The following is a 13,878-nucleotide window of genomic DNA, read 5'->3' as shown; positions in this document are numbered from 1 at the left end:
TTACGGGTCAGTTGTCGTGAGCGCAGCAGCAAGGAGCCGATCGAAACTGGCGGTTCCATAGTCTGGTGCGGTAGCACTGACTATGACCCTGGTCGTCCAGACTCCATCAGCTACACGGGCTATGGCTGCTACGCGTTCCTGACGCGGCCCGTCACTCACAACGCGCAGGCTTAGTCCTGATACGCCATTGACTGGTAATGGCCTATCCTCGCCTGACTTCCTCAAGGCGAGCAAGTCTTTCACTGTTAGTCTGGCGTCCTTATCGCCGGTGAGCTCAACAGCGCAATCATTTACATCTGCCAACAGATTGCTTACAAACTGCTGTTGATGAGAAAGCGTCCGTGGGGTCCTCATCATCCACACAACTAAGCCGATGCCGGCGAGACCGAGAAGCGAAATCCAAAATCCGAAGAGGTTCACAAGTACCGGGAAGACTATGAAGCCGATCCAAAAGCGATTTCCGCCGAAGGCAGCTAAGACATTGACAGGTTTGGGCTTGCCGAATGTGTCCCATTGCCCCGAGCTGAAACTTCGGATTACCAAGCTTTCCGTGGACGGTTGCATGGGGTCACTTTCCCTTCAGTTCAAGGAGAGCTTCGGCTAGGACAATAGCTCGCCTGGCTTCGTTGAGATCGTCCCGGAGGCCTGGATCCGATGAGGAAGGAGCCGCGAACTGAGCTGTCCCAGACAGTTCAGCTACAACTCGGTTGAGGTTTTCATGCTCCCGCGAAAGCATCCGAGACGAATGGAGTTTGAGCTTGCTTCTATCCAAATCAACAAGGGATTTCTCGATTTCGTCGAAGCTGCTCGCAACCATAAATTGCTTCTCCCTGATATGTTGCGTGCGAAGTTGGAACATCGACTCCATTCGGATGGCTACCTCATGCAGCTCTCGCAAGGAGTAGGCTTTCTCGGCCGACAAATCCTGATTGCTGGACAACTTCTCTAGCTTGGTCCGCCGTTCTTCCCAGAGCTTCAGACCAAGCTCGTTCTGTTTGAACAGCATGCCAGCAGCTTGGAGTGTCCTGCCGAGGGAATCCTGGCGGGCGCGAAGGTTTTCCGAGGCGGTGTCCAACTGCGCGATGAACTGCCTGTAATTATCGGGCAGCTCTGTCTCTTGCTTGTTCCGTTTCATCATGCGAAGTTGTCCTTTCCGTGGATTCAGAGTCCGGTGTCCATGACCCGGGTTGCCGACGTTGCAACGGAACCGCCGGAAATGTGCTGAATTCTTTTGGAAAGAGCTGTGCCATGGGCGGATGCGAGATGCCGTTGGTCCGTTGGTCCTTTGTCCAAGCCCGTCGTAGCACGCGTCGTCCTGTGGTAAAGACACGCTGGTACAGTTGATCGGTTGCTTCGGCGGCCGACAGAGATATCCGTAGTTGCCATTTATCCCCCAGTTGCAATGCTCCGCGTTGAGCTATTCAACGATTCACCTTGGCAGTAACTGTCCATTGATGCGTTAGTCGCTATTTCGACCTAGCATAGGTGCCGCTGTGCAGTGGAAATGCAGGAGTTTCTCAAAATAGGGACAAGATTTACGCATCCCGCTTTGGTGACTTGAAGCCCCCTTGTCGGCAGGCTGATCTGCGTCCCCGTGTCGGCTTGCGTGGGCTGAATGCTGTGCCCGCGCGTCGGTGGCACCCCCGCCTTCTGTTATTGCCAGAGTGCGGCAGTAGCAGGATGATCGAAAGTGTTGGGCTCCTGCCGGCCAGGCGGGCCGGAAACGACGGCGAGTGCCCAGCCCAAAGACTGAGGCGGCGGTGAGCGGGCCATGACAGAACGCAACGGGCAGCAGCGGCGGCTGCGGGTGTCCGACGTCAACGTGGTGAACCACCGGACGCTGCGGAAGGCGCTGGGCGGGACCATCGTCGGCAACACCATGGAGTGGTACGACGTCGGGGTGTTCGGCTACCTCATCACCACCATGGGGCCGGTGTTCCTGCCCGAAGCGGACAAGGCAGTGCAGAACCTGTTCCTGCTGGGAACCTTCGCCGCCACGTTCATCGCCCGCCCGTTGGGCGGGATCTTCTTCGGCTGGCTGGGGGACAAGATCGGCCGCCAAAAGGTCCTGGCCATGACGCTGATGCTGATGGCGGCGGCAACATTCGCCGTCGGCTTGCTGCCGGGGTACGAGGTGCTGGGACTGTGGGCGGCGGTGCTGCTGGTGGCCACCAAGCTGGTGCAGGGCTTTTCCACCGGCGGCGAGTACTCGGGAGCCACCACCTTTGTGTGCGAACACGCGCCGGACCGGCGCCGGGGCTTCTACGTCAGCTTCCTGGACATGGGCAGCTACCTCGGTTTTGCGGCGGGCGGGGCGGTGGTGTCCGCCCTTCAGCTGACTCTGGGCCAGGAGCAGATGGGGGAGTGGGGCTGGCGGATCCCGTTCCTGGTGGCCGGTCCGCTGGGTATTGTCGCCGTGTATTTCCGGATGAAGATCGAGGAGTCGTCCGCTTTCAAAGCCACTCAGGAAGCCGAAGCCGCGGCGGCGAAGCGTCCCGGTGCCGAAGAGATTCGTCCCGTGGGCCCGGTGGGCATTGTGAAGGCGCACTGGCGGCCTCTGGTGCTGGCCATGATCCTGGCGGCGGCAGCCAACACGGTGGCTTACGCCCTGACCTCCTACATGCCTACGTATTTGACCAGCAATAAGGGGTACGACGAAGTCCAGGGGACGCTGCTGACCCTCCCGGTGCTGGTGGCCATGGCGCTGTGCATCCCGTTCACCGGGCTTCTCTCGGACCGGATCGGCCGACGCCGCGTGCTGTGGATCGGGGCCTTCAGCACGGTGGTGTTCGCGGTTCCCGCGTTCCTGGCAATAGCGGTGGGCAGCCTTCCCATGACATTGCTCGGCCTGGCCCTGATTGCCTTCCCGGTGGCGTTTTCGGTGCCGAACCTCGCCTCGGCGCTGCCTGCGCTGTTTCCCACCGAGCACCGCTATTCAGCCATGGGCATCGCCTATAACCTGGCAGTGGCCATCTTCGGTGGAACGGCACCGTTCATCATCGCGGCCCTCATTGAGCTGACCGGCGACGATATGGCGATTGCGTACTACCTCATGGCGGTTGCCGTGGTGGCCGCCGTGGCCATCCGGTTCCTGCCCGAATCAGCCGGCCGGAACCTGCCCGGGTCGATGCCCAGTGTGGACTCGGAGGAAGCCGCCCGGAAGCTGGTGGAGACGCAGGACAACAACCCGTTGCTGGACCTGGACTCGCTGCCGTTCGAGAGCCTGGAGATCGCTCGGGATCCGCACAAAGGACGGCCCGGAAGGTGATGTGACGTTAGAACGTACGACGTCGGCACGTGCGTCAGTGCCGACGTCGCCGATGGTTCAGAGCTGCAGGCCGGCCCGGATCTGGATGAGAGTGAGGTCCAGCAGCGGAGTGGGAAGGTTGAGGTCGCGGGCCCTGCGCGCGAGGTCGCCGAGTATGTGTTCAGCTTCGGAAGGGAGCCCCGCGCTGAGATCCCGGTAAAGGGAAGAAGTGAATGCAGAGCCCGGCTCGGTGAGTATGCCCACCGCCTGTGCATGAGCGGCATCGGAAACTGGATGTCCCGCCGCGGCCGCCACCGCTTCGGTTTCACTGATGGCCTCCAGGATCCTGGACTGCCCGTCGGCCTCGATGATCCGTCCCACCGGCGCCCGGAACAGGCAATTGACGATCCCTGCGGCGGCGATGAAGGCCCATTTGTCCCACAGCGCGCCCCTTACGTCGTCCACCACCGAGAAGCCGACGGCGGGCACGTTCAGAGCTTCGGAAACCTCCGGAGGGACAGGGTTTCCGTTCAGCCCACCAACAATGAGCGAAGTGAGGGGCATCTGCTGGCGGACAACATCGCCGTCGAGTGTCGCGACAATCCGCGCCAGGCCGCCGAGCACCTGCCCCGGGTACTGCTGCTCCAGCCGGTCCACATGGGCCATGCCGTTAAGAATCGGAATGATGGCGGTTTCCGGCCCCACGAAAGCGCCGATCTCGCCGAGTACGCCCTCGAAGGCCGTGGCTTTGACGGTTATGAGGATCAGATCGAACGCCCCTGACGCGTCCGGGGAGGTAATGGTTTTCACTGCGTGCGTCCGGTCACCGGCGGGGGAGACGAAGCGTAATCCGTCGCGGCTGAGGACCTCCTGCTTGGGTGGCCGCACCAGGTACGTGACATCCCGTCCTGCTTCCTGCAGGAGCGTTCCGAACGCACCGCCTGTCGCTCCGGCTCCGACGACGAGTATCCGCATGCGTGGTTACCTTTCCGGTAATTTTCGAAGAATGTTGACCGGGCGCAGGAGCCAGGAAGAGCTGAAGGGGTCCCCATTCAGGGTAAGGGGGCGTGCCGCTCAGGGCATGTTTTGCATCAGGTAGTTGGCCACGGCCTCCGGGTTTGCCAGTGCCAGGAGGTGGCCACCGGGGACGACGTCCGGCTCCAGCCCGAGGCGTTCGCGGGCGACTCGTCTCTGGAAGTCGATCGGAAAGAACCGATCTGCCTCTCCGGCGAGTATTGAGATGGGGATTTGGGGCCATTCGTCGAAATTGCACACTGATTCGAAGACTGCATTTGCCTCGGAGCGCTGATGCTTTTCTCCTTCGGCGGCGACGTCCGGCGGGACGTCGTGCAGGAAGTAGGTGCCGACGTCGAACTCGGTACTGTACCCCTGGGCTTCCGCCGCGCTTCGCTGGGCCCCAGCCCACCCGGTGTTCTCCCACCATGCACCGGGAGTCTCGCCCGGGACGGGGATCATGGCATTGACGAGGATTAGCTCTCGAACAGCCGCCCGGTGACAGACCAGCGGCCCTGTGAAGGCGCCCAACGACTGAGCGACGAGCACCACGTCCTGGCGCTCACTGATCGCCTCGAGAACCAGGTTCGTGTATTCGGGCAGACCGGCGCTCTCGTCGTCACCTGGGAGGTCGACGGCGACTGCTTCGTGGCCGGCTCTTCGAAGCAGGGGGACCACACGGCTCCAGTACCAGGCTGTGCCGCCTGCACCTGGGATCAGGACGAAGGTACTCACTGCTGGTTCCATCTGCTCATTCTCGCCCGAGGGCATGGAAAAGCGGAGCAGGATGTCCTTCAGAGGCCGCTGTGAAGGACACCCTGCACGGTCCGGCTACTGCTGGTTCAGCCATTCTACGAAGCGGGTGTTGTAAATGGTCGCTTCGCTTCCGGGAAGCAGTTCGCCGTCCTGAAGCATGGCGTTGAAGTAGCGCGCGGTGGGGTCAGTGACAACCTCGCGGGGGTCGCCACGGAAGCTGAGGCCCTTGCGGATGAGCTCATCAAGGCCGAACTGCTCGGGCCCAGCCACCTCAACGGTGGCGTTTTGTGGACTTCCGACGGCGATGCGTGCAACAGCGGTGGCCACGTCCTCGGCGGCCATGGGTTGGATCAGGGCGGGTGACAGTCGAACAGTGTTTCCCTCGGTCGCGGCCTGGGCGATGCTCTTCACGAACTCGAAAAACTGCGTCGCATGAACAATCGAATACGGGACGCCTGATTCCTTGATGAGCTTCTTCTGGGCGATTTTCGCCCGGAAGTAGCCACTCTCGGCCAGGCGCTCGGTCCCCACCACCGACAGGGCGACGTGGTGCCCGACGCCGGCGTCCTTCTCCGCGGCGAGCTGGTTGCGGGTGGAGGTGGTAAAGAAATCCAGCACGGCCGCATCTTCAAATGAAGGCGAGTTCGACACATCGACTACAGTGTCAGCTCCCTGCAGCACGTCCGCGAGGCCCTCGCCGGTGAGCGTGTTCACTCCCGAGTCAGGGGAGGCGGCCACTGCTTCGTGTCCGTGTTCGCGGAGCTTGCTGACCAGTTTCGAACCGATCAGGCCCGTACCGCCGATAACTACGATCTTCATGATGTTCCTTTCGATAAGTGTGTGAGGGGATGCTGTGACATCGAGCTACAGGCCGGCTTGGGACGTCGAGTTCAGCCACGCCTTGAGGGTGATGTCCCCAATGCGGGATTCACCCAGGGGAACGATGCTGGTCTCTTCGATCGGTATGCCGAAGTAGCCGGCTTGGGGATCAGTGATCACCGGGCGGGAATCATTGCGGGCCGCGAGAACCCGACCCACGAATTCATCAAGTCCGGCGCGCTCAGGGCCCGCCATTTCAAGGACGCCGTCAATTGCGGGCGAGACGGACGTCTCCGCCACGATGCGGGCAACGTCAGCAGCGGCCATCGGCTGCATCAGGTGACTTGTCACGTACACCGAGCCGTCGCTCGTTCCGGCGTCGGCGATGAGCGGGATGAACTCGAAGAATTGGGTAGCCCGCAGAATGGTGAACGGGACTCCGCCTTCCCTAACTGCCTTCTCCTGTGCAGTTTTCCCGGCGAAGTAGCCGAGGCCGATGCGGTCGGTTCCAACAACGGACAGAGCCACGTGATGCCGCACGCCGGCCCTTTTTTCGGCCGCGAGAAGGTTGCGGGATGAAGTGGAGAAGAAGGGAACCACTACCTTCTCATCGAAATCGGCGGTGTTCGTCAAGTCGACAACGACATCCGCCCCAACCATCGCCTCATCCAATCCCTGGCCGGTCACGGAATCGACCCCGGTGGACGGGGACGCCGCTTTCGCCTCATGGCCCTGACTGTTGAGGATCTCCACAACCTGCTTGCCGATCAAGCCTGTGCCGCCGATTACAACGATCTTCATGATGGTCTTCCCTCCGATAATGGCTGAGCGGAATGTAGTGACATTCCTTCCACCAGCTATGACCGGATACCAGATCAATCTGTGACAGGCTTTGGAGAAATGGGCTGTAGGGCCGGCAGGTCAGGCGCCGACCCTCGTCACGCCGGAGAGTTTGTCTGGATTCATCGTCCACAACAGCCGATCAATACCATCGGCAGACGCTGTGAGCGTCACCACCGCAAACACCACCCCGTCCTGGACCAGCCGTGCGGAGGGCCGGCCGTTGGCCATAAACGGCTGGCTATCGACGCCAATCCAGAAACGCGACGCGAACGCCTGGTAGTACTTCGCCACCCGTTCCCGTCCAACAACGGGGAACTTCGAAGCCCGGACCTTGCCGCCGCCGTCGGAGTAACTGACGACGTCGGCGGCGAACAGTGCCTCCAGCGCGGCCAGGTTTCCGGTCCGGGCCGCGGCAAGGAATGCCTCCAGCAGTTGCCGCTGCTCGCTTACGCTCACCTCGGTGCGTTTCTCGTCAGCAAGGCGTTTGCGGGCGCGGCTGACCAGCTGGCGGGCATTCCCTTCGGTCTGCTGGATGACCTCAGCGATCTGCTCATACGGGTAGTCGAACGCCTGCCGCAGCACGTACGCCGCCCGCTGGGTGGGCGACAGCTTTTCCAGTATCAGCAACACCGCAAACTCGAGCGCTTCACCGTGCAAGGCGCCCAGTTCGGGGTCGGCGCTGGTGTCCACAGGCTCGGGCAGCCAGGGACCTACGTACGTCTCACGACGGACCCGTGCCGACTGCCCGGCATTGATGGCTAGCCGGGTGGCGGTGGTCGCCAGGAATGCGGGCGCATGCCGGACCTGACTCCGATCGCATGTCTGCCAACGGACCCACGTCTCCTGGACGATGTCCTCCGCCTCGCTGACACTGCCGAGCATGCGGTAGGCGATCCCGAACAATCGGGGACGGACCTCGGCGAAAATTGTCGATGCCGTTTCCAATTCGTCCGTTGACCCGGCGTCGGCATCCATGCGCCCAATAGTACTGCTGCGAGGATTTGACCCAGGCGGTGAGATTCCGGGGCGGGCTGGCATACGACGGCGGGCAGATCTGGCGGTAAGTTGATCTGCCATCCTTAACTGTTTCCTTGCTCTGCATGTTGTTTCTGGTCTCGTCACCAGCTAAGACCGGACACAGCTCGGACTTGTGACAGAAGAAACCGCGTCTCGTTCTGAGATGTTGATGCAGATGCACCGCCGTCGTATCACCACCAGCCTGAGGTGTGGACTAGTTCCCAAGATCTATCTGGGCGTGCCAGTACCGGGCGTTGGCTCTCGAGGACGCCAAAACCACCAGCCCGGTCTGGCCGTTGACGTTTTGTTTCGTTGACGTGGGGTCGTTGATGTCGTCGTCGGTGCTGCTGCTGATGATGGGCGTGCCGGCGCCGGGCGCGAAGGAAACGTTGTCAATCGGAGACTTCTTGTAATAGAGGGTGCCGCCCTCCTCCGGCGCGATTGCGAACATCCAGATCTGACCGTGCTGTTCGTCGATCATGACCATGGGCCGGGTATGGACGTCCTGCACTTCGCCAAACGCGGCGCTGGTCCAATTGCCCTTGCCATCGCGCACCAGGAGGGCCACCAACGTCTGGCCGACTTTTCGATTGGCTGTCTTGATCGCTGCGTAGAGGCGGCCGCTGCCGTCACTTGTCAGCTGCCTGAGGTTAAGGTGGTCGTTCGCGCATCCTCCGGTGCAGTTCTTTCCCCCTCCGAAGGCGACCTCCGTCTGCCACGCGTCCTCTGGCTGACCGTCCTGGTGGACAGCAAAGTAGAACCTCTTATGCTCTTTCCGCTGATTGCTCCACATAATTCCGATCTTGTCGCCCTGGAACGACGTGACTGCGGAGATATCGTCCGGGTTCACCTTGGCGTTGGGCGTCGGCAGGACGAACGGAGTCCCCCACACCAAGTCACTCGTCGTCGAGTGGTTGACGTAGACATCGTTGCTGTCGGCGGATGAGACCACGGTATAGGTGACCCAGAGCTTACCGAGCGAATCTTTGGCCACGGTGATCGATTCCGTGCTCCCACGGTGAAGGGTGACCGGGAATCCGGCGTCCTGGGAGTAGGTCTTCGTGGACGCGTTGTAGCTGAAGCGGAGAAGCACTGCGGACCCGGAGGCCACCTCCTTCTGGCTTGGCGGCGCGGCCCACTCCGATTGCACGGTGGTGCCCGACACGATGTAGAGCTTGCCGTCCTTCTCGTCCCAGAGCGCGTCGCCGCGCGCACTCGGACGTTCGTCAACAACGGTGTCCGTCTCCTGCCAAGCCTGCGTTGCGGCGTCGAGCCGGTGGATCTTCGTCGCATGTGTGGACGGGCTCCACAACAGCCCCCACCAGCTTCCATCCTGGAACCAGAGCTTGCTTTGGGCCTTGTCCGCAGTCGGGGTTCTGACGCCGTCACTTGCATACGACGGCCCGGGAACTCCGACGTCGGCCGCCTGGGCGGGGACGGGGAGCGCGACGGTGACGGCCGCCGCGAGTAGCAGAGCGATGAAAAGGCGTAGCAAACGCATGATGGTGTCCTCTGAGATCTGTGGGTGGACGGGAGGCCGTTTCATCACCTCTATGCGGCAAAACTCTACGTCTGCACGCTGCACCGTGAGCCACAGGGGTGCCAAAAAGGGGAGCCGAAAGGGGAGGGTGTTAGGTAGCCGTTTGCGAACCCCCGCAGGAGTCACCCGGAACATCGCGGACATTGTCCACCGCCCACGAATTCGAGGAGCTGGAGCCTTTGTTCCTCGATCATCTGGCCGGTGTGAACGACCGGGAATTGGAAGATGGGCCGAGGATCGATCGATCTGCATAGCAAGCGCGACGCTCAGGACAAGACGCACTCATCCCAGCACGGCCACGGACCCCCTTGTCTTCAACGACACGAACTCATTTCCCCAGCAACCACGAAGAGCCGATAAGGCGTCGACAGTTGCGGATACAAGAATCTATGAGGCCGCCGCGCTGAGTCCGTCCAGAGTGGGAGGTTTTGGACGATACGCTTTGTATAAACGACAAGTTCTAGCCAACAGCGGTTTTTGCAAGTGACGGCCCGAAGGATCACAGCTTCGGGATCGTTGGACAGGAGGCGGGATGTCAGCGACACTATGGGAAGTACTTGTAAAAAAAGGAACCCATCAGCAGAACGCAGACGTAGAATGGCTGACCAACTACGCTGGTGATTTGTTAGACATGGTTCGTGACACATTCCCGACTTACACCCTCCATAACCGCGTCCACGCCAAAAACGTCATATCGAACATGGAGAATTTACTTGGTAACCGCACAGAAGATCTCACTGCTTTAGAAGCAGCGATGCTTATTCTTGCCGCATATTTCCACGACTCAGGAATGGCTTTTGCCGAAGAAGAGCGAAATAACATAACTAATTCGGCGGAGTTTCAAACGTATTTGCGCACCCACCCCTCCGAGTATCTTCGATACAAACGCAATGACGAAACCATCAACAGTGAAGTCATAGAGGGCTATTGCCGTTGGGTGCACGCAGACCGTGTCAAAACAATCCTAGCTAGCCTTCCTGAAGAGAAGCTTCGGTGGGGAAGCGTACCCATAGCACATCACTTAGGTGAACTATGCAGGAGCCATAACTTAGCCACGACCAGCCTGAAGACCGATATCTTTGACCACCTCTTTATTAAGCAGTGTGATCTTCGTCTTTGTGCAATCATTCTGCGCCTCGCAGACATACTTGACTTTGATAACTCTAGATCGCCAGAAGCGGTGTATCGCTATATGGGTATAAGGCGAGCACATACGGAACGCCTTCGGCGAAGTGAAGTTGAATGGCGAAAACACCTGAAAAGTGATGGCTTTGTTTTCCCCACTGCCAAGGCCGCCGACTACGAACTTGGATTCATCGCCGCCCCTGACCACCCTGTTGTTCAGCACGATGTGCTCGAATTTTTAGAAGTTATCGAAACTGAGTTAGCCGCATGCAAGCGACTCATCAACTACTGCACCGATCGATGGCGGGATCTACCGCTGCCTGGCTCTATAGATCGTTCAGACATAATCAGCGATGGCTTTACTTACGGCGATTTTCGGTTCAAGCTTGACAAGGATGCTATCCTCGACCTCTTTATGGGTGAGAACCTTTATCCGAACTCCGACGTTTTCCTACGCGAGTTGTTACAAAACTCGATTGACGCGGTGAGGGCCCGATGCCGCCTAGAAGGTGTGGAAGTAGCTTCCTCCGGTTATGCCATCAACGTATCCGAATGGAAAGATGACGAGGGATATCAATGGGTTCGGGTTGACGATGAAGGCTGCGGCATGAGCTTGGAAGTTATTGAAAACTTTTTGCTTAGAGTTGGAGCTTCGTATTACTCAACGGCTGGATTCAAGGCGGCTCTCATGCAGTCTACCACCGACACCTCCTCGCCAATGGTCTCTATAGGTAAGTTTGGGGTAGGACTGCTTTCAGCTTTCTTAGTGGCGGACCGTATTGAACTGTCGACTCGTTCAGCAACTGAAGGCGGCACGCGTGCCGAGTCAATTCGCCTTTCATTTCCGCAGAAGACGGACTTTCTCGTGGTGCAGACCGAATCCAAACAGAGCGTACCCAGCAGTATGCCGAGTCATTCACATTCTATAGAGCACGGGTACCGGCCTCCAGGCAGGCCTGGCACATCCATTGCCCTTCGAATTGACCAAAATAAAAAGACGGAACGAGTAGATGTCAAGCGTCTTTGTGGTCATTTCCTCCTCAACACCCCAGTTAAGGTTTCTCTTGACAACGAGCAAGTGACGTTGTCCGATCCAAACGGCGAAAATAGCACCAGCCATCAGCTGGATTGGGGCCCGAAGCTAAAACAGCTCGCTCCAGAGGTGGCAGGAGCACTAAAGCAGGTCACGCTAAACGTGCGAAAAATAGACCTTTCCGCCGCTCGCGCAAGGGATGAAATCGATGGTGCTGGTTACCTTGTAACGGTGGATGCGTCTGCACTGAAGTCGGTTATGTCTACGCTATCGGTTGAAAAGCTCCCCGGTGTAGCCGGGATTAGTTTTGATTATAAAAGCCCGTGGGATGATGAAGAGGACGAGAAGCAACTGGACGTGAATGATCCAACTTCACCGCTCCGAAATGGGCCTTTCGTGAAACTCTCTTTCTATGACGGTGATACCGCGCACATCAGTCTCAAGCTTTATGATAACCAAGCTTATGAGTATGTGGAGCGAATTGATCCTTACGCGCAGGATGCTCATGAAAGATTCGCCGCAATAGGGAAATACGATAGCGACGACGAATTTGAATTCAAGGCGAGGGTTAGTTTTTCGGAAGTCGGACTTCTATTGCCATATACCGCATCAGATGACGATGAAGACGATGACGATGACGATGACGACGACTACGACGATGACTACGACTACGATCACGGCCTGCATCCCGATGACATTTTCGGTGATCCAATGTATTGGGATAGGGGCTGGCTCGATAGCGGAGGAACCTACGTCAGTAGCTTGAGCCATAATGGAATTCGCCTGCCGATCGACTTTCTGGACTCCGATGAGGAATGGCTAGCCGTATCGTCGAAAGACACTCATCACTACACAACCGGGAATGTGCTCGCGTCTATCTGGCTTTCAGACTCACTTCGCCCGGACTTAAACGTCGCTCGCGATCATGTACGAGCACTCCCGTACGCCGTAGTGTCAGCTCTCCAGCTGACACTACGGCGCGCCCTATTATCCGCTAGCGAGACTAGAGCTGCCGACAGCATCCTTCGGAATAATTCCGTCCTGAACAACCTGCAGCGGCTGAGTGGGGAAGTTACCCTGGCCGAGATAGGTGATGATCCCTTGATAACTAGCGATTCGGGATGGGTATCCGAAAAGTTGTTCGTCATGGAAGGGTGCGCACAGCGCGTTTCCGTTAACGATTTATCCCTCGCGCTGACAACGCAGCACCCGGTAGTTATTATTCCGCGTACTGGGCATTTTACTGATATCACAGCTTTGGCGTTGATGCACCTAAATTTTCGCTTCTTGTCTCTTGGCTGGGGCCGTTACGAGATTCTCGAAGCGTCGAATGCTGATAGCGCAGACGCGCGGTTATTGCAATATCCCCCCGTGTCTTTTGCAAACTATAGAGAAGGGCCAGCACTGCTAAAGCGGGTGCGCTCGAGTTATCAGGAGACGTGGGATCTGCCAAATCTTGCACATCCCCTAGTCGATTGGTATTTATCGATTTCTCCCAGCCTGAGAAATCTCAATGTTTCCGCGGATCGCGATTTATCTAGTTTTCTCTTGGGGTACGGTCCTAAGCTTCGACAGCAGTTCCCTGATTTTAGAAGTGCCGTTAGAAGGGCAAACAAGTTGCTGGATGGTATCGGCCCTAAGTATTCTGGCGAGTTGAATAAGGATATGCTGGGTACGAAAGAATGATACTTCCAATTTCCGGTCACGCTCCGGGACTGCCAGGTGAATGGGGCTTTCGCGGGCCTCGACAGGCGGGGCTACTCGGAAGCGGAGGACCATAATCTGCTAGCCGCGAAGGGGGAATACGTGCGCCGCAGCCGTGTACCGAAGGATATTGAGCTACCGTCGACTCTAACGGGAGCCATGACGGCAGCTGAAGCATATGAAGCGATGCAATCGTTTCTTGCTTCTGCAACAACTTGGTATTTGACGAAGAAAGCCACCAAAAGAAGGCTGGCGCGATCCACCCGGTTCCTAAGCATAGTAACTGCTGTTCTAGGGGGTCTAATACCCGTTGGGGCAAGCTTGTGGCCCGACGTCCCCTCAGCTGCCGGCTATGTACTTTTCGGCGTGGCAGCAGGTCTACAGCTACTGGATAGGGGATTTTCGTTGTCTTCTGGATGGTCAGCACACCTGAGAACGGCCCTAAAGCTACAGGAGATTTCGGGTGAGCTTGCAATGGCATATTCCCAACAGAACAGTCTTGCCTTGAAGGATGAAGCGGACCGTTGGGCTCTGCTAGTGAAGGCTTCTGAAACGGCTTGGGATGTCATCGGTTCAGAGACAGAGGCTTGGGCGAACGGCCATTTATCCGTCGCTGAGGAAATATCAGTTCGAGCTGGGGCGGGCTCCGGCTCGATTAGTTTGCCTGAGAAGACCACGTAACGCTAGCGTGCTGGACAACTGTCCCGACAAGAGCGTAGGCAGACACCCCACGTCGGTGCTACGTCCGCTCCACCTTGTCAGCTTTGGCACTCCCCTTTG

General features: G+C 58.4%; 11 protein-coding genes. 3 read left to right on the top strand and 8 right to left on the bottom strand.

From position 1 onward, the window contains the following. Together FNL14_RS03895 and FNL14_RS03890 are read right to left on the bottom strand one after the other, a co-directional pair. Complete coding sequence (locus FNL14_RS03895; protein WP_142057801.1) at nt 1-564, bottom strand: hypothetical protein; 564 nt, start codon at nt 562-564, stop codon at nt 1-3. Between the two features lie 4 nt (nt 565-568). After that, on the bottom strand, nt 569-1,138 hold the full coding sequence (locus tag FNL14_RS03890) for a hypothetical protein (protein WP_142057799.1): 570 nt from the start codon (nt 1,136-1,138) through the stop codon (nt 569-571). 633 nt (nt 1,139-1,771) lie between these two features. Here FNL14_RS03890 and FNL14_RS03885 point away from each other — a divergent pair. Beyond that, entirely contained in the window at nt 1,772-3,268 is a 1,497-nt protein-coding gene (locus FNL14_RS03885) for an MFS transporter (protein WP_142057797.1), read from the top strand. A gap of 57 nt (nt 3,269-3,325) precedes the next feature. Here the strand turns inward: FNL14_RS03885 and FNL14_RS03880 are convergent, their stop codons facing one another. From FNL14_RS03880 to FNL14_RS03855, 6 genes are all read right to left on the bottom strand, one after another. Continuing rightward, nucleotides 3,326-4,222: a ketopantoate reductase family protein gene (locus FNL14_RS03880; RefSeq protein WP_142057795.1), complete on the bottom strand. Its 897-nt coding sequence runs from the start codon at nt 4,220-4,222 to the stop codon at nt 3,326-3,328. Nucleotides 4,223-4,321: 99 nt separating this feature from the next. Then, nucleotides 4,322-5,008, bottom strand: a complete 687-nt coding sequence (locus tag FNL14_RS03875; protein WP_142057793.1) for an alpha/beta fold hydrolase — start codon at nt 5,006-5,008, stop codon at nt 4,322-4,324. An 84-nt stretch (nt 5,009-5,092) separates the two neighbouring features. After that, nucleotides 5,093-5,836 carry an SDR family oxidoreductase gene (locus FNL14_RS03870; protein WP_142057791.1) on the bottom strand — a complete coding sequence of 248 codons (744 nt, stop codon included), beginning with the start codon at nt 5,834-5,836 and terminating at the stop codon, nt 5,093-5,095. A gap of 45 nt (nt 5,837-5,881) precedes the next feature. Continuing rightward, on the bottom strand, nt 5,882-6,637 hold the full coding sequence (locus FNL14_RS03865; RefSeq protein ID WP_142057789.1) for an SDR family oxidoreductase: 756 nt from the start codon (nt 6,635-6,637) through the stop codon (nt 5,882-5,884). 120 nt (nt 6,638-6,757) lie between these two features. Continuing rightward, nucleotides 6,758-7,654: an RNA polymerase sigma-70 factor gene (locus FNL14_RS03860; RefSeq protein ID WP_220126150.1), complete on the bottom strand. Its 897-nt coding sequence runs from the start codon at nt 7,652-7,654 to the stop codon at nt 6,758-6,760. 256 nt (nt 7,655-7,910) lie between these two features. After that, nucleotides 7,911-9,197 carry a hypothetical protein gene (locus FNL14_RS03855; RefSeq protein WP_142057787.1) on the bottom strand — a complete coding sequence of 429 codons (1,287 nt, stop codon included), beginning with the start codon at nt 9,195-9,197 and terminating at the stop codon, nt 7,911-7,913. 571 nt (nt 9,198-9,768) lie between these two features. Here FNL14_RS03855 and FNL14_RS03850 point away from each other — a divergent pair. Further along, nucleotides 9,769-13,080, top strand: a complete 3,312-nt coding sequence (locus FNL14_RS03850) for an ATP-binding protein (RefSeq protein ID WP_142057785.1) — start codon at nt 9,769-9,771, stop codon at nt 13,078-13,080. 177 nt (nt 13,081-13,257) lie between these two features. Then, the gene (locus tag FNL14_RS23780) at nt 13,258-13,779 is read left to right on the top strand and encodes an SLATT domain-containing protein (protein WP_142057783.1); all 522 of its coding nucleotides are present in this window, start codon (nt 13,258-13,260) and stop codon (nt 13,777-13,779) included. The last annotated feature ends 99 nt before the right edge of the window (nt 13,780-13,878 follow it).

Origin of the sequence: Pseudarthrobacter sp. B4EP4b (genome assembly GCF_006680095.1) — a bacterium.
Lineage (GTDB): Bacteria > Actinomycetota > Actinomycetes > Actinomycetales > Micrococcaceae > Arthrobacter.
Note: the sequence above shows the minus strand (reverse complement) of the source record. Positions and strands in the feature narration are given on the sequence as shown.